We start from the raw sequence: 23,199 nt of genomic DNA on the forward strand, positions 1-23,199 counted from the left end.
GCCCAACGCATGCCTGCGTTTCGTAAAACACAGCAGCACACGAAGCGCCGGCGCCCTCACACGCTATTGGAGGAAACCATGTCGCAAACCCAAGCCCTGCCGGCCAACCCGACCGACCCGGCCAGTCGTCCGCTTCCCAGCACCGAGCTGGATGCCACCTACCGCCGCATTGCGTATCGCCTGGTGCCGTTCCTGGTCGTGCTGTTCATCCTCGCGTGGATCGACCGCGTCAATGTCGGCTTCGCGAAGCTGTCGATGCTGCAGGATCTGCAGTTCAGCGAAGCGGTGTACGGCCTGGGCGCCGGCATCTTCTTCATCGGCTACTTCCTGTTCGAAGTGCCGAGCAACCTGCTGCTCGAAAAGATCGGCGCACGCAAGACGCTCGCCCGCATCACCATCCTGTGGGGCCTGGCCTCGATGGCGATGATCTATGTAAAGACGCCGACCTCGTTCTACGTGATGCGCTTTCTGCTGGGCATCTTTGAAGCGGGCTTCTTCCCGGGCGTGGTGCTGTACCTGACGTACTGGTTTCCCTCCGCACACCGCGCGCGCATCAACGGCCTGTTCATGACTTCGTTTGCGATTGCGGGCGTGGTGGGCGGCCCGATTGCCGGTTTCATCATGAGCCGCATGGAAGGCGTGGGCCACCTCGCCAACTGGCAATGGCTGTTCCTGCTCGAGGGCATTCCGTCCGTGCTGGCCGGCTTTGCCGTGTTGGCGTGGCTGCCCGAAACGCCGCGTCAGGCCAAGTGGCTTACCGCTGCCGAGCAAGACGCCGTCGTGCGCGCCGTTGAAGTGGAGAACCGCGACCCCGCCAAGCACGCCTCGTTTGGCGCCGCGCTGGCCAACGCCCGCGTGTGGATCTGCGCAGCCATCTATTTCTGCGTGGTCAGCGGCAACGCCACCATCGCGTTCTGGACGCCGTCGATCATCAAGGAGCTGGGCGTGCAGGGCAATTTCCAGATCGGGCTGATCGCGGCCATTCCGTTCATCGCCGGCACGATTGCGATGGTCTGGAACGGCGCGCATTCCGATCGCACGGGCGAGCGCCGCATGCACTGCGCCATCGCCGCCGTCATCGCAGCCGCCGGCCTGGTCGCAACAGGCGCACTGCTCGGCTCGCCCGCGCTTGCGCTGATCTCGCTCACCGTCGCCGCCATCGGCATCCTCGCCGCGTTCCCGGTGTTCTGGTCGATCCCCGCCGTCTTCCTGGCCGGCACCGCAGCCGCAGGCGGCATCGCCCTCATCAACTCCATCGGCAACCTCGCCGGCTTCGTCGCGCCGTACATGATCGGCTGGCTGAAGACCAGCACCGGCCACCTCTCCGCCGGCCTCTACTTCGTAGCCGCGCTGGAGCTAGGCGCCGCCGTCCTGGTCATCCTGGGCACCCGCAAACACTAAGCACGTAGACGAACCATCGTGGCGCCACCCCCCGCGCCGCGACGGTTTGGCCGTACCCTGCCCTAGATGGCGCCTTGAATTTCTGTAAGCGGGCGGAAAAAAGAAGGAGGCCTGTCTGAGCGAAGCGAGTTTGCCTCCTTCTCCGCACGGTTACAGAAATTCAAGGGGAAGTCGCCATCTCGGGCGCGCCTTTCTTTGCTTGCCTTTCTTTGGCAAGACAAAGAAAGTAAGTCGGCCCCGCCAGGGGACGAAACAAGGGACGCACCATCAACACCAAAACCCCACCCGCAAGGTCCCAAACCCCACCCACGAAGTTCCAAACCCCACCCCTAGACGTCCCGAACCCCATCAAAGCAGTCCCGAACCCCACCAATGAGGTTCCGAACCCGCCCAAAGCAGTCCCAAACCCCATTCAAGACGTTCCAAACGCCAAGAGCGCCAAGGTCCGACCCAGCAAATGCCGTTCTGAACAACACGGATGGAGTTCCGAACCTCAGCAATGCCGTTCCGAACCCCATTAAAGAAGTTCGGAACCCCACCCCCGGCGTTACGGACCTTAACCGGCCACCTTGTACCCCATCCGCACGCCGCCCCAGTGCCGGCCCTTGACGTAAATCGGCGCCGACACATCCTTCATCATCACAAACGTCCCGTTCCCCATATCGCGACGATACGTCTGCAACAAGAATGCCTCGGTATTGCGCGCCGCCCCCAGCCCCGTGCGGTCGGTAAAGAGCCGGCGGTTCCGGCTGTTGGCCGCGTTCCAGGCAGGATCACTGCCCTGCGGCTGCGAGAACTTCAGGTTGTGTGTCGGCAGATAGCCATTGGTATCGACCGCCGCACAGAACACCACGCGCGGATCCAGCTGGAGCAAAGGCTCCTGCACCGGAGGCAACACGCGATCCGTGAACGCCGTAAACCGCGTCATGTGCTGCGGCGGATCGGTATTCGGGACCGGCGCATAGGTGCGGTCGAACAGATCGCCCTCGCTGATATCGCCGCGCGCCAGCGCCGATTCAAACAGCGCGCTGATCTTGCCGGCCGCCGCTTGCACCGCTTCGATGAACGGCGTATCGGCACTCTGCACACCGGTTGAAGCCGTCAAGCGGATCAACGTTTCCGACGCGCCCAGCAAGCCCGATAGCTGCCGCTGGGCGTTGTCGATGTTGTGGCTCGATTGCTTCACGCCCTCGGCCATGGCATCCACCTCACGCGCGAGCGACGCGCATTCGCCTTCAATGGCGGCGGTGGATTCTGCAATGCTCGTCGCCTCGACATCGAAGCGCGCGATGGCTTCGCCCGCTACGCCGATCACCGCACCAATCGCCTGCGTGCCGGCATCCACGCGCTGCGCGCGCGCCACGTTGGCGCTGCTGTCGCCGATCAGCTTGTCGGTCTGGCCGGACAAATCGGCCAGGGTGGTTTCGATCCGCTGCGTCGCTTCGGCGGTCTGCCCGGCGAGCTGCTTCACCGCGCCTGCAACGACGGCAAAGCTGCGGCCCGATTCCCCGGCGCGTGCGGCTTCAATGGCCGCGTTGATCGCCAGCAGATTGGTCTGCTTGGCAATCTGCGAAATCTGCTCGGACGCCTGCGCCACCTGGATCAGCGCTTCACGCAGTGCAGCAATCTGCTGCTCCATGCTCGCCACGCCAACGGCCAGTTCGCGAATGTCGCGCAGCGATGCATCGACCGTTGCGCGTGAGCCGCTCACTTCTTCGCTGGCGTGCGATGCGACTTCGCGCGCATGCCGCGCCGCCACGGCGATGTCGTGGTTGCCGCGCATCGTCACGTCGGCTGCGTTGCGCAACTGGTCGAACACGTCGGCCTGCCGGCGCAGGCGCACGGCCACGTCTTCGACGTTGCCGGAGACCTCGCAGATGCCCATGCCGACGCGGCCGGCCTCTTCGGCAATGCGGGCGACAAGGTCGGGAGAGGCTTTCGGGCCGCGGGCCCAGGTGAACGGCTTCACGTGCGGTTGTCTCCAGATGTCGTTGTTGTTTGTGTGCTCGCGCCGATGGCAAAGCAAACCCTCTACGGGGAATATCGGCGCGGGCGGTGCGCGCTTGAGCGACGCTACGCGCACCGGCTTACGCGGGCATTACATGCGCCTTGCGCAGCACTACGCCTGCGCGGAACGGTCGCGGCGCAGCCGTGCCTCGTAGGCGCCAGCCGTCATGGGGGGGCCAAACAGGAAACCCTGCAACTTGTCGCACCCGGCGGCTTGCAGGAACTCGGCCTGCTCCAGCGTCTCGACACCTTCCGCCGTGACGGTCATGTCCAGCGACGCGGCCATCGCGACCACGGCGCGCGAGATCACCACCGAATCGCGATGGCGCGGAATGCCCGAGACGAACGAGCGATCCACTTTCAGGTTGTCGATCGGGAAGCGCTGCAGATACGACAGCGACGAATAGCCCGTGCCGAAATCATCGATCGAGATGCGAATGCCCAGCGCCGTGAGCGCGTCGAGCATCGGCATCACGGCGGCGGTGTCGCGCATGAGCAAGCCTTCGGTGATCTCCATCTCCAGCGCGCAGGCGGGCAAGCCGGCCTCGGTCAGGCAGCGCGAGATGGTCGGCACCAGGCCTTCGCCAAACTGGCGCGGCGACAGGTTCACGGCGACAAAGAACTCGGGCATGCACGTGGCACGCCAATGCGCGGCCTGATGGCACGCCTGCGCCAGCACCCATTCGCCGATGTCGCCGATGAGCCCGGCGTCTTCGGCCACGGGGATGAACTCGGCGGGCGACACTTCGCCCAGTTCCGTGCTGTGCCAGCGCAGCAGCACTTCAGCGCCGACGATGTCCATCGATGTGGCATCGACGATCGGCTGGAAGCGCAACGACAGCTCGCCCGCCGCCAGGGCACGGCGCAGGTGGTATTCCAGCTGGAAGCGCCGCTGCGCGCGCTGCGACAGGCGCGCCGTGTACACGCGATGCTGGTTGCGGCCGTTCTGCTTGGCGTTGTACATGGCGGCATCCGCACAGCGCAGCAGCGTGGCGGCATCGTTGCCATGCTCGGGGTACACCGCGATGCCGATGGACGCGCCCAGGTAGTACTCCGTGCCGCTCGTTGAAAACGGTTGCGCGATGGAATGGACGATGCGCTTGGCCAGGCGCTCCGCCTCGCCCAGCGAGCGGACGTTGTCGAGCAGCACGACGAACTCGTCGCCGCCCAGGCGCGCCAGCGTATCGCTCTGCCGCACACAGGCCGACAGGCGTTGCGCCACGATGCGCAGCAGGTGGTCGCCGGCTTCGTGCCCGGCCGTGTCGTTCACCTTCTTGAAGCCATCCAGATCGAGAAACAGCACCGCAACCTGGCGCGCCTCGTTGGGCTGGCTGGCGGCCTGCTCCATCACGGCCTGCATCCGCTGCGAGAAATACGCGCGGTTGTACAAACCGGTGAGCGCATCGCGCTGCGCGAGGAACGTGAGCTGCTGCTGCGCCGCGCGTGCCGGCCCGATGTCGTTGAACGAGATCAGCACCGCCGAGGGGGCATCGTCCCCGGGGCGCACGATGGGCAGCACGTTTTCGTGCACCCACACCACATCGCCGTTCACCAGTTCCAGGCCGACGGTCAAGCCGAGCAAGGGCCGGCCGGTGGCCAGCACCACGCGCGTGGGGCGCTCATTGAGCGGGATCTCGCTGCCGTCTTCGCGCAGCGAGCGGCGCATCAACGCCAGGTGGCTGGTGCCGACCGGCGACACGTTGCCCGCCCGCAGAATGCGCCGCGCGCTCGGGTTGCACGCGAGGATGGTGCCGTCGGCTGCCTGCACGACGATGCCTTCGGTCAGGTTGTCGACGGCCAGGCGGTAGCGTTCTTCGCTTTCCTGCAGATCGCGCGCGATATGGGCCTTCTGCACCGCCACGCCGATGATGTCGGTAATGCCGTCCAGCAATCCCATGGCGTCGCGGGTGGGCGCACGCGGCGTGTCGTAGTAGATGCCCATCGCGCCGATCATCTGCGCGTTGTCACCGCGGATGGGCGTTGACCAGCACGCGCGCAGGCCCAGCGGCGCGACGATGTCGCGGTAGCCGTCCCAGAGCGGGTCGGCGTCGATGTCTTCCACCACCACGGTCTTGTTCAGGAACATGGCCGTGCCGCACGAACCGACCGCAGGGCCGATCGCTATTCCCACCAGCAACTGCGAGAGGATGAACGGCAGCGACGGCGCCACGGCCTGCGTGATGTGCTCGCCGTCGCTGCTCAGCAGGACCGAGCACATGGCGCCATCGTCGAGCAGTGCTTCGACGAGCCGGCAGACTTCGGCCAGCAGGTCAGGCAGTGGCACGTTGCGCGAGCTGAGTTCGAGCACGGTCTTTTCGCAGCGCAGCAATTCCTTGGCGCGTGCGGTTTCAGCGGCCAGCGCCCGGTAATTGGCTTCAGATTCGCGCAGGGCCTGTTCGGCCTGCTTGCGCTGCGTGATGTCGCGCGCCACGACCTGGATGGCGGTGCGCCAGCCGAGCTGCACCGGCGCTGAGAGCACTTCGACTTCCACGGGCGTGCCATCGCAGCGCAGCAACGTCTGCTCGACGGGCGGCAAGCCCGCACCGTGCGTGACCATCCACTCGCGGCGCTGGCGGGCGAGGTGCAGCGAGTTGTCGTGCACGAACTCGTCCAGCTCGTGACCGACGATGTCGCGCGCCGTCTGGGCGCCAAACAGCCGCACGCCCGCCTCGTTGACGAAAACGATGATGTCGTCCGCCACGATGTACAGCGCATCCGGCATTTGCCGGACGAGCGCCTCGTAGCGGTCGTCAGCGAGCGGCAGCGGCCTGGGGCTGTCCTGGTCGATTACATCCGGTTCGGGACGGTCAGGCCGCCCAGCAGAGGTGGCGTCCATATCTGGGTTGTTTTTCACGATATCGACCATCGTGTCGGGAAAGTTAAGGCGTTTGACTGCCTCTCCCTACTTCAGGGTGGGGCAAATGGCCGATGTGCGGTCAAGCGGCACGTCAGTTGCGGCACAATGCCCGCACGACGTTCCTGCGCAACTGTTCGCACCTGGGCCTTATGCAATCGTTTTCGTCTTCCGTCGGCCACGTAGCCGGCCTGATTTCGCGGCGTACCCTCCTGCCCGGCGGGCTGGTGGAAGCCGCCGTGCACTTTCGCGATGGGCAGATCGCCGCGTGTGATGCCCAGCCGACGCGCGGGATGATGGACTGCGGCGACCTGCTGGTCCTGCCCGGCATCGTCGACCTGCACGGCGATGCCTTCGAACGCGCCGTCATGCCGCGCCCCGGCGTGGCCTTTCCGTACGAGACCGCCCTCGCTGACGTTGACGGCCAATTGCTTGCCAGCGGCATCACCACCGAATTCCACGGCGTGACGTATTCGTGGGAAGGCGGCCTGCGCGGGCGCACCTATGCGCAGCGCATGCTCGATACCCTTGATGCGATGCGGCCGCACCTGGGCGCGCAGCACCTGATGCACCTGCGCTTCGAGTTGCATCACGCCGACGGCGTTGCCGATGCGCTGGCCTGGATGGATGCCGGCCGCGTGCACCTTCTGTCGTTCAACGATCACCTGCCGGGGATGCGCGACAAGCTGGGCGACGCGCGCAAGCTCGCACAATACGCCGATCGCGCCGAGTGCGACATCGACACGTTCCTCGCACGTCTGCATGCCGCCGCAGTCAATGCCACGCGGCTCGGCGAAGTGACCGGCACGCTCGCGCGGGCGGCGCAGCAACGCGGCATTCGCATGGCTTCACACGATGAACCCGACATTGCCACGCGCAACACCTTTCACGCGCACGGCTGCACCGTCACCGAATTTCCGTTGACCGAGGATGTTGCGCGGGCGGCGCGCGCTCATGGGGGGCATATCGTCTTCGGGGCGCCCAACGTGGTGCGCGGCGGCAGTCACAACGGCGCGCCGAATGCGGCGGCCATGGTGGCGGCCGGCCTGGGCACCGTGCTGGCATCCGACTATTACTACCCGGCGCTGCTGGCCGCGCCATTCAAGCTGGCCGAGCGCGGCGTGGTGCCGCTGGACAAGGCGTGGGCGCTGGTGGCCGCCAACCCCGCTGAAGCCGCAGGGCTGACGGATCGCGGCACGCTGGCAACCGGCCTGCGCGCTGACGCCATCGTGGTGGATGACCGCCGCCCAGGCCTGCCGCGCGTGGTGGCCGCCGTGGTCGGCGGGCGGCTGCGCCATGCCGCGGCCCAGCTGCCTCTGATCGGCTGAACAACGCCATGGAGCCGGTGCGGGCCTCCCTGTCGCGGCCGATACCGACTGCGTGGCGATACGCTCTGTACCTGCTGCCGCCCGAGCCCTGGTACGGGCTGGGCACACGCTGGCTCGGCCGCTGCGCGCGTACCGGCGCCGCAGTCTCCGCAAGTCAACGCGAGGTGTTTGTCCGCGAAGCCGGCGTCGACCTTGCCACGCTCGACCGCTGGACGGAAGCGCCACGCCAGTACGGCCTGCACGCCACGTTCAAACCGCCGTTCCGCCTGGCAAGCGATCGCACGGTCGAGGAACTGGACACCGCGCTACGCCGCTTCGCACAGCAGCAGCACGCCTTCACGATCGAACCGGCCCTGCAGACGCTGCGCGGCTTCGTGGCGTGGAGGCTGCGTCATGGCGATCCTGCCCGCGACACGCTTCACCGGCTCGCCGACGCGTGCGTCAGCGAATTCGACGGCTTCCGCGCACCGCCACCGCCCGCTGAACTCGCGCGGCGCCGTCGCGCCGGGCTGTCGGATGCGCAGGAGCGTCATCTGCAGCGCTGGGGCTATCCGTATGTGTTTGGCACATTCACGTTTCACATCACGCTGACGGGACGGCTTGACTCTGCCGAGCAGCTTGCCTGCTATCGCGCGCTGGAAGCCACGCCCGTGGCCCTGCCAGCCGCCATGCCCGTCGACCACATTGCGTTGTTCTCGCAGGCTGCGCCGGGAGCGCCGTTCAACGTGGCACGCGTGTACCGGTTTGATGGCAGCACCGAAGACTTCGACGCGGCGCAAAGCACGTTCAGCGCTTGAGTTCGACCACGTCGATCACCTGTGTCTGGCCGTGCTGCTCGACCTCCTGGCGCATCACGACGGCTGCCTCGGGGCAATACCAATCGGTGATGTGCGCAACGGTGGAATCGGGCTCGAGCGTTTCATTGCCCAGCCGCAGCACACCGAGGCGGGCCGTGCGCGTGTAGCGGATCGGCCGGCACTGCAGCTCACCCACCACCGTGTTCATCGGCTGCGATGGCCCGACCTCGCGCTCCGACACCTCCACCTTGGCGCGCTCGGCCCGCATGCGCCCCACGGAGATCCCCAGCCGCGGCGACACCACATCGAAATCGAAGCTGGACTCGTACGTGTCGCCAGGCAGCATCTCGGCTTCGGGCGCCAGGCCGGCGCCGTACAGGAACATGCCGGAAATGGCTGTACTCACAGTGCCAATCAGATCGGCATGCTCGCTTTGCGCAAATACGCGACCGTTGATGCTGACGATGCGCGTGACCACGCCGGCTTCGTCCACAAGCAGCTGGTGCTCCTGGACCGTTTCGATGGGCCGGCCGCCGAGTGCCACCAGGCCGGATTTGGCGTAGATGTGCAGGCCGATCTCGCAGCCGTCCTGCATGTCGCGATTGACGTCGTGCAGCGTGAACTCGACGATCATCGGCGTCTTGCCGTTGCCGTCCAGGCGCACGCGGCTGCCGTCGTGCACCCACGGCGCGGAGCACAGCCCCGCCGCATGCGCGGGTAGCGCCAACGCAAACGCCGCCACGGCTGCGGCGGCGTTCCACAAAGAAAAACGCCGATGCATCGGGCGATGCATCAGCGTCTTCATGAACCCGCTCGGCACGGGCTTACTGCTTGGGCGCGTCCTTCTTGTTGGCGCCTTCGCTGTACGGGTCAAACTTGCCGCCCGCCTTGGCGCCCTGGCTATACGGATCGAACTTTTCACCGGCCTTGGCGCCCTGGGTGTATGTGTCGTACTTGCCCTTCTCGACATTGGCCGGCTGGGCGCCGGGGTTGAGCGCGCTGGCGGTGCTGTCGTTCTTGTTGGCGCCTTGCGAATACGGGTCGAACTTGTCGCCGGCCTTCGCGCCTTGTTGGTACGGGTCAAACTTGTCGCCGACCTTTGCGCCTTGGCTATAGGGGTCGAACTTCTTCTGGTCAGTCTGCGCGTGGGCTACGGTGCCGATGGCTGCTACGGCAGCGACCGCTGCCACGAGGGTAAGACGTTTGTACGGCATCTGAAGCTCCTTTCCTATGGGTCGTTTGGGCTGGCTGACAGCACAGCCTCGTTTTGAACGCATCCCGGTGTCATGCGCACTGGCATGTTGGCGACGGCGCCGGGAAACCCCCTCTCCTCGTCGTACGCTATGGCAAGCGCACAGGAAAGTCAACGCACAGAAACTGCATATTTTTTGGGCAATTTGCGTGCTGAAGCGCAGGCGGATCAGTGGCGTTCCGGCACGCGGATCGCACGCGGGCCCATCGCCGCAATCAACGCCATGGTGAGCGCCACCACGGAGAGCCCCCAGCGCAGGTCGGAGCGGTGCGCGATCAACCCGATGATGACCGGGCCGATCAGCAAGCCCACGTAGGCAAAGCGCGCCACGGCGGCAATGCCTTCGGCCGCCGGCACGCCAGGCAGGCGCGACGCGGTGATGAAGAAGATCGGCACCATGTTGGCGGCGCCCACACCCATCAGCGCAAAGCCTGTCAGGACAGCCATCGGTGCGGGCCACAACAGCGCAAGCAGGATCCCGCCCGTTGCCAGCACGCCACTGGCGCCGAGCACGCGCATGTTGCCCCAGCGCCCGCGTGCGAAATCGCCCCCAAAACGCGCCAGCGCCATCCCGCCCGAAAACGCTGCGTATCCGGCACTGGCAACGGCCTCGGGCGATTGCGCGATCTCGCGCATGTACACGGTCGTCCAGTCGTACATCGCGCCTTCGCCGACCAGCCCCAGGAAGGCCAGCACGCCGAGCAGAAACAGCGTACGACCCGTGGTCGGATGTGCGGATTCGCCTTCAGCATGCACGTGGTCGGGCAGCATGAACGGGCCGGCACACAGCGCCGTCGCCATGGTGACGAGCGCCATGCCGCCGCAATGCACGGCCGGCGGCACGCCCAGTTCCAGCAGCACGCCGCCCACCGCCGCCCCCACCATGCCGCCCAGGCTGAACATGCCGTGCAGCGAGGAAATGATCGGCTTGTGATGATTGGCCTCGACCGTGGCCGCTTGCGCATTCATGGCGACATCGAAACCGGCGTTCGTGATGCCGAACAGCAGCAGCACGGCCAGCAGTGCCGGGTAGCTCGGCATCAGCATGATGAGAGCCGTCATGACACCAAATGCCACGCCGGCCTGCACGCTTGCGCGCCGCGTGCCGACGCGCGCCGCCCACTGGCCCGCAAACTTCATCGCGACGATGGCACCGGCGGCCACCATGAACATCGCCAACGACAGCGACGCCTCGGACAGCCCGAAGCGCGCCTTCACCGTCGGAATGTGAATGCCCCACGTCGCAAACGTTGCACCGTTGGCGAAAAAGAGAGCCATCGTCGCCGCGCGGGCCGACAGGGGAAGCCGGCGGGGCCGCAGCGCGCCGGCAGATTGGACGTATTCGGAAGACATGAAGGACAGCTGGGAAAAACGCGCAGCGCAAGCGGGTCGCGCCGCAAAGGCACCATGCTACCGCGCCCGGCTGATGAACGTATGACGCCGCCCCGCGCCACGCAGGTATGCGGCTTGCGTCACCACGCTCGAATCCACCGCATCGGGAGACCTGCCATGCCCCGCGTGATCTGGAAGGGCGCCGTGAGTTTCGGCCTCGTCCATATTCCCGTTGCGCTGTATCCGGCCACCCGCAGCGACGACCTCGACTTCGACTGGCTCGACCGTCGCACCATGGACCGCGTCGGCTACAAGCGCATCAACAAGACCACCGGCAAAGAAGTGCCGCGCGAGCAGATCGTGCGCGGCTATGCCTACGAGAAAGACCGCTACGTGATCCTGACCGACGAGGACATCCGCGCCGCCAACCCGGTCTCGACGCAGACGGTCGATTTGCTGACCTTCGTGGATGCCGCGGAGATTCCGTTTCTCTATCTCGATACGCCGTACTTTCTTGCGCCCGACCGGCGCGGGGAAAAGGTCTACGCGCTGCTGCGCGAGGCGTTGACGCGCTCACAGAAAATTGGTGTCGCCAACGTCGTGCTGCACACCAAGCAGCATCTGGCCGCGCTGATCCCGATGGGGCCGGTGCTCGTGCTGCATACGCTGCGCTGGTCCAACGAAGTGCGCGACTGGTCCGAACTCGACTTGCCGGAAGAAGGCACGAAGGCCGCCAAGCTCACGGCCAAAGAAATCGACATGGCCGAAAAGCTGATCGACGACATGAGCGGCACCTGGGACCCTGCCGAGTATCACGACACCTTCCGCGACGACATTCTCACGCTGGTCGATCGCAAGGTGCGCGAAGGCCGCACGGAGTCGGTCGAGCCGATGGAAGCCGAAACCGCCGCACCGCGCTCCGGCAACGTGATCGACCTGACCGACCTGCTGCGGCAGAGCCTTGCCAAGCGCGGCAAGGGCAAAGGGGCGTCTAACGACGACGATGCGGAAGACGAACCTGCTCCGCGCAAGCGTGCACCGCGCAAGGCCGCCGCCAAGACGGCGCGCAAGACCGCCACACGCAAGCGCGCATAACACGACGGAGCCGACGCCATGCCACGCCATCTCGCCGACTACCGCCGCAAGCGCGATTTCACGCAGACCCAGGAACCTGCCGGCGCGCGCCGCAAAGCCGATGAGCGGCGTGACAACGACGCCCTGCACTTCGTGATCCAGAAGCACGACGCGACGCGGCTGCATTACGACTTCCGGCTGGAGCTTGACGGCACGCTCAAGAGTTGGGCCGTTCCCAAGGGCCCGAGCCTGGACCCGGCCGACAAGCGCCTCGCCGTGCATGTTGAAGACCACCCGCTGGACTACGCCGATTTCGAAGGCCACATCCCCGAAGGCCAATACGGCGGTGGCGATGTGATCGTGTGGGACCGCGGTACGTGGCACCCGCATGGCGATCCGCGCAAGGCGTACCGAGACGGCAAGCTCAAGTTCGATCTCGACGGCGAGAAACTGCACGGCGCGTGGGCGCTGGTGCGCACGCATTTGCACGGCACCGGGCGGCAACCGAAAGAACAGTGGCTGCTGATCAAGGAGCGCGACGATCAGGTTCGGCCATCCAGCGACTACGACGTGACGCAGGCCTTGCCCGCAAGCGTGATCACCGGAGAGAACGTCGGCGCGAAACCCAAGGCCAAAGGAAAGGCCAAGGCCGATGATGGCAAGACGGAGCGCTCGGAACCGGCGCAAGTCCAACCGCCCGCCGGCGCCGTGCCCGCCACGTTGCCCAGGACGCTGGAGCCCCAACTCGCCACGCTAGTCGACGGGCCCCCCACACACGGCGAGTGGGATTACGAAGTGAAGTTCGACGGCTACCGCATCCTCGCGCGCATCGACGGCAACACCGTGCGCCTGTTCAGCCGCAACGGCCGCGACTGGACGGCGAAGCTGCCCCGTCAGGCACGCACGCTGCAGGCGCTGGGCCTACGTGAGGCGTGGCTCGACGGCGAAGTTGTGGTGATGGGCGAGCGCGGCGTACCCGACTTCCAGGCACTGCAGAACGCCTTCGAAACCGCGCATGCCGAACACATTGCCTACTACCTGTTCGACATTCCGTTCTGCAACGGCATGGATTTGCGCGGCGTGCCGTTGCGCGAGCGGCGCGCGCTGCTGCAACGCATTCTCGAGGCAGCTCCGGGCGATCTCGACCGGGAAGCGGTGCTGTTCTCGGGCACGTTCAACGCGGCACCCGAAGACCTGTTGTCTTCCGCATGCAGCATGTCGCTCGAAGGCGTGATAGGCAAGCGCGCCGATGCGCCGTACCGCGCCGGCCGAAGCCCCGCATGGATCAAGCTCAAATGTGGGCAGCGGCAGGAATTCGTGATCGGCGGTTACAGCGCGCCCAAGGGCAGCCGCAGCGGCTTCGGCGCGTTGTTGCTCGGCGTCTATGACGACGCGGGCAAGCTGCGCTATGCGGGGCGCGTCGGCACCGGCTTCAATGAGACGAGCTTGCACGCGTTGCATCACGAACTGACGGGTCTGACCGTCGACACGCCGCCCTTTGCGAACCCGCCCACCGGCAGCGACGCGCGCGACGTGCAATGGGTCAAGCCAGAGCGCGTGGCCGAAATCGCCTTTGCCGAATGGACGCGCGAAGGCATCGTGCGGCAAGCCGTCTTCCAAGGTTTGCGCGACGACAAACCTGCGCGCAACATCGTGCGTGAACAAGCCAAGCCGCCCAGCGCCGCTGCACGCAAGGAGACCCGCGCCGTGAATGCTGCCGAACGCAAGGTGCGCCCCGGTGCCGAACGCATCGCCGATGTGGACGTCACGCATCCGGATCGCGTGATCGAGAAAGCCAGCGGCACCACCAAGGCCGACCTCGCACGCTATTACGCGAGCGTGGCCGAGTGGATGCTGCCGCATCTGCACAACCGGCCGACGTCGCTGGTGCGGGCGCCCGATGGCATCGACGGCGAGCGCTTCTTTCAAAAACATTCCGCGGCGCTCAAGCTGCAGGGCATCACGCAGCTGGACCCATCGCTCGACCCGGGCCATCCGTCGCTGCTGGCCATCAACTCGGCCGAAGCGCTGGTCGGCGCAGTGCAGATGGGCACGGTGGAATTCCACACGTGGAATGCGCTGGCCGACCGCATCGAACAGCCCGACCGCATCGTCTTCGACATCGACCCGGACCCGGCGCTTCCTTTCGCGCGCGTGATCGAAGCCACGCAACTCATGCTGGCCATGCTGGATGAACTTGGCCTGAAAGCCTTCCTGAAAACCAGCGGCGGCCACGGCATGCATGTGGTGGTGCCACTCACGCGCCGCGAGTCTTCCGGTTGGGACACGCTCAAGACGTTCGCGCAAGCCGTGGTGCAGCACATGGCTGCGACCTTCCCCGACCGCTTTGTCGCCAAGATGGGGCCGCAGAACCGCGTGGGAAAGATCTTCATCGACTACCTGCGCAACAACCGCGGCGCGAGCACGGTAGCCGCCTATTCGGTGCGCGCGCGGACGGGGTTGCCGGTGTCGGTGCCGATCCGCCATGACGAACTCGAAGGGCTGCAGTCGTCTGCCCAGTGGACGCTGCGCACGCTGCCGGATCGGTTGGCCAAGCTCAAGGGCGACCCCTGGGCGGACTATGCCGGCACACGCCAGTCGGTGACCGCCGACATGCGCAAACGCGTCGGCGCCCATGACTGAACCGTCACACAGAGGCGACTCCGAAAGAATTGGGCGGTGAACGCCCCATTGCTTGTCGGCCGAAGTGCGGGGCCGCTGCGTTAACATGCCTGCGTCTGCACTTGGCGCACGTGTGTGCGCCCCACTCTGCCCCCCGCCGATGGCCCGAATTCGCCCGACCCGTTTGCTCAACCTGCCGCGCAGCGCGCTTGCCTGCGCGGTGCTCCTCGCCATTGCGGCCTCGCCGCTGGCGCATGCCAAGAAAGCCAAGGCCAACGCGGCGCCGCGCGCCAGCGCCGCGCAGGCACGCCAGGCGGCGCACAACCCTGCCGGGCTGCCTGCCAACGTGGCGCTGGCCTTTGCGCGCGCGCATATCCCGCTGGATGCGGTGAGCGTGTTCGTGATCCGCACCGGCACCGCCACGCCCATCCTGCAATGGAATGCCGACGCTGGAATGAACCCGGCGTCGACCATGAAGCTGCTGACCACCTTCGCGGGGCTGGACCTGCTCGGCCCGGACTTTCGCTGGAAGACCACGGCCTATGCCGACAGCGCTCCCGTCAACGGCACGCTCAACGGCAACCTGTACCTGCGTGGCCAGGGCGATCCGAAGCTGATTCCAGAAGAACTCGTCAAGCTGGTGAGCGACGTGCGCCGCGCCGGCGTGGACGAACTGGCGGGCAACATCGTGCTGGATCGCACCTATTTCGAAAGCGGCCTCTCAGAAGCGCCGCCGCTGGACGGCGACAGCGCGCGTGCCTACAACGTCGCGCCCGACGCGCTGCTGTATTCCTTCAAGACACTGACGTTCACGCTGTCGCCGGATGCCGGCAATGGCGCGGTCAACATCGATGTCTCTCCGCCGCTCGCGCAGTTGCAGATCGACAACCAGTTGCGTACCACGCGCGGCGGCTGCGGCGACTGGAAGACAAGCTCCGGCGCGAACATCTCCACGCAAACCGACGGGCATGTACTCGCCAGCTTCGACGGCCGCTACGCCGCCGCGTGCGGGGAACGCGTCTTCAATATCGCCGCGCTCACGCATGCCGACTTCATCTGGGGCGGCTTCCTCGCACTGTGGCAGCAGGCCGGTGGTACGACGCGTTTCACGCCGGGCTTGCGCGAAGGCAAGGTGCCGCGCCAGGCCGTTCTGCTGGCCACGCACTACGGCCCGCCGTTGTCGGAAGTCGTGCACGACATCGACAAGTATTCGAACAACGTGATGGCGCGGCAGCTCTTCCTGACCATCGGCGCGGAAATCGGCCGCAAGCCGGCATCGGTGCGGCAATCCACCGAGGTCATCAACCGCTGGCTCGCCAAACAGAACCTGACGATGCCGGAGCTGGTGCTGGAAAACGGTTCCGGCCTGTCGCGTGTGGAGCGCATCAGCGCACGCAACATGGGGCGCCTGCTGCAGCAGGCTGACGCCAACCCGAACGGCGGCGTGCTGCGCGATGCGCTGCCCGTTGTCGGCGTGGACGGCACCATGCGCAACCGCCTGACACGTGCCGGGGTGGCGGGCAACGCCGAGATCAAGACCGGCACGCTCAACGACGTGCGCGCCATCGCGGGGTATGTGGAAGGCGAAGGCGGCCAGCGCTTCGTGGTGGTCAGCATGATCAACCACCCAAACGCCAGCGCCGGCCAGGCCGCACACGATGCGCTGCTGCAATGGATCTACCAGGGCGCACAGCGATGAGTTCCCGCAAGGCCCTGCTGGGCATCACCGGCACGTCGGGCAGCGGCAAGACCACGCTCGTCGAACAGCTCATCGCCCGCTTCGTGCGCGATGGGCGCCGCGTTGCGGCCATCAAGCACACGCATCACGGCTTCGATCTCGATTCGCCCGGCAAGGATTCGCACCGCATGCGCGAAGCCGGCAGCGCCGAAGTCGTGCTCGTGGGCGGTGAACGCCTCGTGCTGATGCGCGAATACGCCAACGCCGTGGAACCTGAACTCGACGACGTGCTGGCGCTGCTTTCTCCCGCCACCGACCTCGTCATCGTTGAAGGCTACAAGCGCAGCACCTTCCCAAAAATCGAAGTGTTCCGCCCTTCGCTGGGCCGCCCGCCGCTGTGGCCAGAGATTGGCGGCGTGGTGGCCGTCGCGACCGATACCCCCGATGCCGTGCAGGCACCGGAAGGCGTGGCCGTGCTGGATTTGAACGACATCGACGCGGTCTACGCGTTTGCCGTACAACAACTCGCCGGCGCTGCCATATGAAGCACTCTTAACATCCGGGCAAGGCAGCTTGGCTATGATGGGGCCATCCGGTTTTTCCGCCAGCCCCCACCCAACAACATGCTTTCCCGTCTATCGGCCGCGCTGCTTGGCGCGGCATTTTTTTGCGCCGCCTTCCCAGCCACTGCGCGCGATTGGGTCGCCCCGAATGCCACGCTCGGGCGCGGCGCGCAGGTCCACCAGTTCGTGCTCGTCGACCCGGCGACCGGGCGCCCGATGCCCAACGCGCGCTACCGCCTGTTCCTGCCCGACCACACCATCGCCGGGAAGCCGCCGCGCGAGGGCGAAACCAACAGCGTGATCTTCGGCACCACTGACAGCGCCGGGCGCACCGCCAAGGTCCGGCTGCCGAAGCGTTATGCAGCGGCTCGCTGGGTGCTCAATCCGGTGGTCGGCCATGGTGAGCTTGGCGAATCGTTCCGCTTGGTCGATTCCCTCGGCGGCACGCCGATCGAGGGCCACCCCTATTTGGTCGATGTGGTGGGCGAATACCTGTTCTGCGGGCGCTCCAACGCCGGCGGGTATACCGCCTACGTGCAATCACGCGAGTCGCGCACCGTGCAGCTTGAAAACACCGTGACCTTCACGCGGGCCGACGACGCATGGTGTGCAGGCGAAGCCCGCGCGATCGCCGACAGCGGCAACACGCCCGGCGCACCCGATCTCTACACGCAGTACCTCGGCACGCTCTCCGCCAACGCGGCCACACTCAGCGAAGACTTACAGAGCCGCATCGCGCGCAAGCTGATGTCGCTGGCGATTGCCGAACGCGACGACGCGCGCATCGACCTCGCCCTCGATCTGCAACCGGTGCCGGAAGATCGCCTCAACAGCTACGGCTATGAACTCGTCGATGCTGGCGTGCGCGTGGAACGCGGCCTGTCGATGATCGAGGCCTATCTGGCCAAGCACCCGAACGACCCATTCGCCCTCGACAGCAAAGGCTGGGCGCTCTACCGGCTCGGCCGCAACGACGAAGCGCTGACGTGGTTCGACCGCTCCATCGCCGTCTTCGCACAACCGGGCGCCGACTACGAAGCGAGCGATGAGGCGGTACGCGAAGCACGCGCTGAAGGCCTCGCGCACAAGGGCGAAGTGCTGTGGAAGCTGGGTCGTGCAGACGAAGCGCAGGATTGCTTCAAGCAGGGGCTCGCCATCTCGCCGCAAAACGATGTGCTCAAGGCCACGCTAGCCCGCCTGGCGGTGACTTTGCCGACGGCCGATGCAAAGTAACGCGACCATCGCTGCAAACAAAAACGCCCGCGTAAAGCGGGCGTTTTGCCAAGCGCGATGCGCAGCGTTAATGCACCAGATTGTCTGCAAGCAGGCGCTGCAGCACATTGCTTGCAATCAGGCGATGGCCGCCCGTGGTGGGATGCACGCCGTCGGCAAACAGGTAGGAGGTATCGGCGCCCGTGGCCACCAACGTGTTGGCCGAGCAGAACAGCGAGCTGCCGCCCGCGCCCGGCACGAGCGCGTTGATCTTGGTGGCATCACACGCCGGCACGCTGGTATTGCTGAACCCGAACGTCGCGCCATTCTGGATCACGGCAGTCAACTGCGAGTTGAAGTCGATCACGCGCGCGCTGGTACCTGCCAAGCCAGCTTGCAGTGTGGCGTTGAACGCGCCCACCAGCGCATGCAGCAATGCCTGGCCGGTCGCGCCGCCCGCCACGCCCTGCGGCGTCAGGCTGCTGTCGGGCAGGTTGAACACGTAGAGCTGCGTCGCGTTCTTGCTGATCATGTCCTTGACGTAACCGACCAGTTCAGTCGCGGCCTGCTGCACCTGTGCGGTGGCGATGGCGGGCGTCACTCCCGAATTGGGTGTCGCCACGGCGGCAGCCCAGTAGAAGATGTCGTTGTTGCCGCCAAAGACGAACACCACATCGTTGTTGCCATTGAACGTGTTGTTGCTGGCCGCGTAGAAGTTGGCGAGCTGCTGCTTGACCGGGTACGTGAGCGCCCCGGCGCCACCGTTGTGACCGATACCGTTCGGGTCGGTCACGCGCGAACCGCCTTGCGCGTAGTCGAAGCAACCGGGTTTCGGGCAGCTCTGCACCGAGTTGGCATAACCCATCACGGCCGGTGTGAGCGCCACACCGAGTTGCGCCGCCACCGTTTCCGCCCAGACCGGGCCGGGGTTGGTGGTGAACTTGCCGCCGCCCACGGCAGCCGCTGCCGGGGTGTAGGTACCAGCGTCGCTCAGGCTGTCACCGAACACCACCATGCGCTGCACCTTGGCGACGTTGGGGTTGCCGCTCTGATCGCTTTCACCACCGCCGCAAGCGGCCAGGCTCAAGGCCAGGGTCGCCGATGCGACGACGCCCATCCATTGACGCAACTTCATGATGTCTGTCTCCGTGTGGAATTTTTATGGTTTGTGGTGCCGCGGTGCGTAACCTCGCCGTGCGCGTTTGAAGCACGCGGAACGACACAACGCCCAAGTGTAGCGAGGTTGCCGGGCGCACGGCGAACGCGCGGCCCGTAAGAATTAGAGGTCCGACTCGAACTACGCGGTGAACGCGGCGGCCGCGCGACGCAGGCGATCGTTGACCGCAGCCCAGGCGGGCGTGTCGGCTAGGGTTTCCACCCAGATGGCGTCGTAACCGCCGCGATCGAGTTCGCGCAAGAGCGCGTAGAGCGCATTGGCATAGGCGGCGGGCGTGGCCGGAGCGACGCGTTGGTCGCAACCGTCGCGCAGTGCCACGGGGGCACCGAGCCACACGACGCGCTTGTCCGCGGGCAGTGCAGCGAGGCGCGCAGGCACCTCGGCGGCCGACAGCAGATACAACGGCGTGCGCGGCGCGTAGTGCGCCTTCAACGTGCCGGAAGCACGTGGTGCAGCGGCATCAGGAAGCGCAGGCAATTCGCCTGTCACACGCTCGATGTCTTCGGGCGTGATGGCGCCCGGGCGCAGCAGCACGGGGCCGATGCCCTGATCCAGCCGAGACAGATCGATGATGGTCGATTCGATGCCAACGTCCACGCCGTCACCTTCGAGCACGAAGACGGCATCGCCGAATTCATCGCGCACATGCTGCGCGGTGGTCGGGCTGACCTGGCCGAACTTGTTGGCCGACGGCGCCGCAATGCCGCCGCGCCCCCGCTTGAAGCGCGAGAGCAACGCCTGCGCCACCGGGTGCGAGGGGCAGCGCAGCCCGATGCTGTCCTGCCCGCCTGCCACGGCGGCCGGGATGTGCGGCGCACGCTTCAGGATCAGCGTCAGCGGCCCCGGCCAGAAGGCTTCGATGAGCTGCAACGCGATGCCGGGCACATCGTCGGTCCAGTACGAAATATCGGCACCATCCACCACGTGCACGATGACGGGGTGATTGGACGGGCGCCCCTTGGCCGCATAGATCTTGGCGATGGCCTGCGGGCTTTCGGCGTCTGCGCCGAGGCCGTACACGGTCTCGGTCGGGAAGGCGACCAGTTCGCCGGCCTCCAGCCTGCGCGCGGCCTCATCAAGGCGTTGAGCGGAAGGCATGGTGTAGGGCGTTTTGGTCCGATGCGGCATGGGCGACTCGTCTTCAGTCGGGCTGCAAACCGAGCACGTGCGCGGCATGGCGGAACGCCTCGTCCACCACTTCCGGCGAGGTGCCGACGCAGTTCACGTGGCCCATCTTGCGGCCCGGGCGTGCATCGGCCTTGCCATACAGGTGGACCTTCGCACCGCTGTGGCCCATCACTTCGTGCCACGCGGGCGTACGTTCCAGGCCGTATTCGAACCAGACGTCGCCCAGCACATTCAGCATGCGCCCCGGGGAGTGCTGGCGCGTGCTGCCCAGCGGCAGGCGGGCCATGGCGCGCACCTGCTGCTCGAACTGGCTGGTCTCGCACACATCCATGGTGATGTGGCCGGAGTTGTGCGGGCGCGGCGCCATTTCGTTGGCGACGAGCGAGCCGTCCTGCAGCACGAAGAACTCGATGCACAGCACGCCGACGTAGCCCATTTCTTCGGCGATCATCGCGGCGGCGGCGCGGGTGCGCGTGGCAATGTCGTCCGACACGCTGCGCGACGGCATGATCGTCGAAAAGAGGATGCCGTCACGGTGCGCGTTCTCTGCCAGGGGCCACGTGGCCGTGCTGCCATCGGCGCCGCGCGCGGCGAGCACGGACACCTCGTACGCCAGCGGCAACATCTTCTCCAGCACGCACGGCACGTGCTGCATGGCGGCCCAGGCTGCGCGCAACTCGTCAACCGTCGAGACACGCGCCTGGCCCTTTCCGTCGTAGCCCATGCGGGCAATCTTCAGGATGCCGGGCAGCAGGTCGGCCGGCAGTTGTTCGATGTCGGCTTCGTGCTCGATCACCCAGCTCGGTGCGGGATGGATGCCGGTGCGTGCGGCGCACAACGCGAAGAATTTCTTCTCGGCGATGCGGTTCTGCGCGATCGATACGCAGTTGGCGCGCGGCGCCACAAACGCGCCGAGTTGCTCCAGGCGGTCGAGCGCCATGGCCGGCACATTCTCGAATTCGGTGGTGACGGCCGGACACAGCGCAGCCATCTCGGCCAGTGCGGCTTCGTCGGTATAGCCCGCGCACAGATGGCGCTCGGCGATGGTGCCGGCGGGGCTGTTCGGGTCCGGGTCGAGCACGCAGACCTTGTAGCCCATGGCCTGCGCGGCGTGCGTGAACATGCGGCCGAGCTGGCCGCCGCCGAGCATGCCAAGCCAGGCATCGGGCAGGATCGCGTTGGGAACGTTCAGCGCGCGGGATTCCGCGGTGTGGGCTTGCGCCAGGCGCGGGTTCAGGTCGTCGGCCATGAATCGGGTCGTAGGTTGCTTAGGCGCCGTGCACAGGGAGCGTCATGCCGCGTGCGACTTCCGTCTGCTGGGCGCGGAACGCTTCGAGCTTGTCGGCCAGGGCCGCGTCGGTGGTGGCGATGGTCGCGATGGCAGCCAGCGCTGCGTTGGCCGCACCGGCTTCGCCAATCGCGAATGTCGACACCGGAATGCCCTTGGGCATCTGCACGATGGAAAGCAGCGAGTCTTCGCCGCGCAGGTACTTGGACGGCACCGGCACGCCGAACACCGGCACGATCGTCTTTGCGGCGATCATGCCCGGCAGGTGCGCTGCCCCGCCCGCGCCGGCGATGATGGCGCGCAAACCGCGGCCGCGTGCGGCTTCGGCGTAACGGAACATGTCGTCCGGCATGCGGTGCGCCGAGACGACCTGCGCCTCGAACGGAATGCCGAACTGCGTGAGCATGTCGACAGCGTGGCGCATCACTTCCCAGTCGGAGCTGGAGCCCATCACCACGCCAACGAGCGGAGCGGATTGCTGTGCGGTCATTGTCATCGCTCCGGTTTAACGCAGGGATTCACCGGTCAGGCGGGTCAGCGCTTCGCGGTATTTGTCAGCGGTTTTTTCGATCACGTCGGCAGGCAGCTGCGGCGCCGGCGCGGTCTTCGGCCACGGCTTGCCGTCAATGCGCACGGCTTCGAGCCAGTCGCGCACGAACTGCTTGTCGAACGACGGCGGGTTCGTGCCGACCTGGTACGAATCGGCCGGCCAGAAGCGCGACGAGTCAGCGGTCAGCGCCTCGTCCATCAGCGTGAGCGTGCCGTTTTCATCCAGGCCAAACTCGAACTTGGTGTCGGCGATGATGATGCCGCGCGTGGCGGCAAAGTCGGAGGCTTCCTTGTACAGGCGGATGCTCACGTCGCGGATCTGCGCGGCGAGGTCCGGGCCGATGCGGCGCTCGACTTCGTCGAACGAGATGTTCTCGTCGTGCTCGCCCATCTCGGCCTTGGCGGCGGGGGTGAAGATCGGCTCGGGAAGCTTCTGCGCGTTCTGCAGGCCAGGGGCCAGATGCACGCCGCAGACAGCGCCGGTCGCTTGGTAATCCTTCCAGCCGCTGCCGGCCAGGTAGCCGCGCACCACGGCTTCCACCAGGATCGGCTTCAGCCGCTTGACCACGATCGCGCGGCCGCGCACCTGGTCGACTTCATTCGGGGCCACCACGGTCTCCGGGGCGATGCCGGTCTCGTGCGTCGGCACAATGTGGCGCAGCTTGTTGAACCAGAAATCCGACATCTGCGCCAGCACACGTCCCTTGTCCGGAATCGGCTGGCTGAGAATCACGTCAAACGCCGAAAGACGGTCGGTCGTGACCATCAGCAGCTTGTCGTCACCGACAGCGTAGTTCTCGCGCACCTTGCCACGGCCGAGCAACGGCAGGCTGGTGATCGACGATTCGTAAAGGGCGGAGGATGCAGCGGGGTTGTTGGATGCGGCGGACACGGCAGAACCCGGAGGAGATAAGAAAACGTGGAAGGCCAGCATTAT

At 66.2% G+C, this 23,199-nt stretch carries 18 protein-coding genes; 8 read left to right on the forward strand and 10 right to left on the reverse strand.

Annotated features, from left to right (window positions below):
• Positions 1-78: 78 nt before the first annotated feature.
• On the forward strand, positions 79-1,401 hold the full coding sequence (locus tag R2669_RS10795; RefSeq protein WP_316900053.1) for an MFS transporter: 1,323 nt from the start codon (positions 79-81) through the stop codon (positions 1,399-1,401).
• 556 nt (positions 1,402-1,957) lie between these two features.
• On the opposite strand, the gene R2669_RS10800 is transcribed toward R2669_RS10795, so the two are convergent.
• Positions 1,958-3,370: a methyl-accepting chemotaxis protein gene (locus tag R2669_RS10800; protein ID WP_316888458.1), complete on the reverse strand. Its 1,413-nt coding sequence runs from the start codon at positions 3,368-3,370 to the stop codon at positions 1,958-1,960.
• Between the two features lie 150 nt (positions 3,371-3,520).
• Positions 3,521-6,244, reverse strand: coding sequence for a sensor domain-containing protein (locus R2669_RS10805; protein ID WP_316900055.1), 2,724 nt, complete (start codon positions 6,242-6,244; stop codon positions 3,521-3,523).
• A 170-nt stretch (positions 6,245-6,414) separates the two neighbouring features.
• On the opposite strand from R2669_RS10805, the gene R2669_RS10810 reads away from it, so the two are divergent.
• Positions 6,415-7,590, forward strand: a complete 1,176-nt coding sequence (locus R2669_RS10810; RefSeq protein ID WP_316900057.1) for an alpha-D-ribose 1-methylphosphonate 5-triphosphate diphosphatase — start codon at positions 6,415-6,417, stop codon at positions 7,588-7,590.
• Positions 7,591-7,598: 8 nt separating this feature from the next.
• Positions 7,599-8,387 carry a DUF1045 domain-containing protein gene (locus R2669_RS10815; RefSeq protein ID WP_316900059.1) on the forward strand — a complete coding sequence of 263 codons (789 nt, stop codon included), beginning with the start codon at positions 7,599-7,601 and terminating at the stop codon, positions 8,385-8,387.
• Here the strand turns inward: R2669_RS10815 and R2669_RS10820 are convergent.
• The 3 genes from R2669_RS10820 to R2669_RS10830 all read right to left on the reverse strand — a co-directional run bounded on the left by R2669_RS10820 (position 8,377) and on the right by R2669_RS10830 (position 10,992).
• The gene (locus R2669_RS10820; protein WP_316888465.1) at positions 8,377-9,192 is read right to left on the reverse strand and encodes a hypothetical protein; all 816 of its coding nucleotides are present in this window, start codon (positions 9,190-9,192) and stop codon (positions 8,377-8,379) included. The genes R2669_RS10815 and R2669_RS10820 overlap by 11 nt on opposite strands.
• A gap of 19 nt (positions 9,193-9,211) precedes the next feature.
• A complete protein-coding gene (locus R2669_RS10825; protein WP_147214439.1) occupies positions 9,212-9,601 on the reverse strand; it encodes a hypothetical protein in 390 nt (129 codons plus the stop codon).
• 206 nt (positions 9,602-9,807) lie between these two features.
• On the reverse strand, positions 9,808-10,992 hold the full coding sequence (locus R2669_RS10830; protein ID WP_147214438.1) for an MFS transporter: 1,185 nt from the start codon (positions 10,990-10,992) through the stop codon (positions 9,808-9,810).
• A gap of 156 nt (positions 10,993-11,148) precedes the next feature.
• Here R2669_RS10830 and ku point away from each other — a divergent pair, with 156 nt between their 5' ends.
• The 5 genes from ku to R2669_RS10855 all read left to right on the forward strand — a co-directional run bounded on the left by ku (position 11,149) and on the right by R2669_RS10855 (position 18,141).
• The gene (gene ku, locus R2669_RS10835) at positions 11,149-12,066 is read left to right on the forward strand and encodes a non-homologous end joining protein Ku (protein WP_316900061.1); all 918 of its coding nucleotides are present in this window, start codon (positions 11,149-11,151) and stop codon (positions 12,064-12,066) included.
• A gap of 18 nt (positions 12,067-12,084) precedes the next feature.
• Positions 12,085-14,688: a DNA ligase D gene (ligD, locus tag R2669_RS10840; RefSeq protein WP_316900063.1), complete on the forward strand. Its 2,604-nt coding sequence runs from the start codon at positions 12,085-12,087 to the stop codon at positions 14,686-14,688.
• 139 nt (positions 14,689-14,827) lie between these two features.
• The gene (gene dacB / locus R2669_RS10845) at positions 14,828-16,366 is read left to right on the forward strand and encodes a D-alanyl-D-alanine carboxypeptidase/D-alanyl-D-alanine endopeptidase (RefSeq protein ID WP_316900065.1); all 1,539 of its coding nucleotides are present in this window, start codon (positions 14,828-14,830) and stop codon (positions 16,364-16,366) included.
• A complete protein-coding gene (gene mobB / locus R2669_RS10850; protein WP_147214436.1) occupies positions 16,363-16,890 on the forward strand; it encodes a molybdopterin-guanine dinucleotide biosynthesis protein B in 528 nt (175 codons plus the stop codon). Before dacB ends, mobB begins: the two co-directional genes overlap by 4 nt.
• Before the next feature lie 78 nt (positions 16,891-16,968).
• On the forward strand, positions 16,969-18,141 hold the full coding sequence (locus R2669_RS10855) for a tetratricopeptide repeat protein (protein WP_316900067.1): 1,173 nt from the start codon (positions 16,969-16,971) through the stop codon (positions 18,139-18,141).
• Between the two features lie 67 nt (positions 18,142-18,208).
• Here R2669_RS10855 and R2669_RS10860 read toward each other — a convergent pair whose 3' ends face one another.
• The 5 genes from R2669_RS10860 to R2669_RS10880 form a co-directional block, all read right to left on the reverse strand.
• Positions 18,209-19,255: an SGNH/GDSL hydrolase family protein gene (locus tag R2669_RS10860; RefSeq protein ID WP_316900069.1), complete on the reverse strand. Its 1,047-nt coding sequence runs from the start codon at positions 19,253-19,255 to the stop codon at positions 18,209-18,211.
• Positions 19,256-19,417: 162 nt separating this feature from the next.
• Positions 19,418-20,425, reverse strand: a complete 1,008-nt coding sequence (locus R2669_RS10865) for an L-threonylcarbamoyladenylate synthase (RefSeq protein WP_316900071.1) — start codon at positions 20,423-20,425, stop codon at positions 19,418-19,420.
• Between the two features lie 13 nt (positions 20,426-20,438).
• Positions 20,439-21,674, reverse strand: a complete 1,236-nt coding sequence (locus R2669_RS10870; RefSeq protein ID WP_102064588.1) for a 5-(carboxyamino)imidazole ribonucleotide synthase — start codon at positions 21,672-21,674, stop codon at positions 20,439-20,441.
• Positions 21,675-21,693: 19 nt separating this feature from the next.
• Positions 21,694-22,203: a 5-(carboxyamino)imidazole ribonucleotide mutase gene (gene purE / locus R2669_RS10875; RefSeq protein ID WP_147214432.1), complete on the reverse strand. Its 510-nt coding sequence runs from the start codon at positions 22,201-22,203 to the stop codon at positions 21,694-21,696.
• 15 nt (positions 22,204-22,218) lie between these two features.
• On the reverse strand, positions 22,219-23,196 hold the full coding sequence (locus R2669_RS10880) for a phosphoribosylaminoimidazolesuccinocarboxamide synthase (protein WP_316888479.1): 978 nt from the start codon (positions 23,194-23,196) through the stop codon (positions 22,219-22,221).
• Positions 23,197-23,199 lie beyond the last annotated feature (3 nt).

Source organism: Ralstonia edaphi, from assembly GCF_958350185.1.
Taxonomy (GTDB): Bacteria; Pseudomonadota; Gammaproteobacteria; order Burkholderiales; family Burkholderiaceae; genus Ralstonia; species Ralstonia edaphi.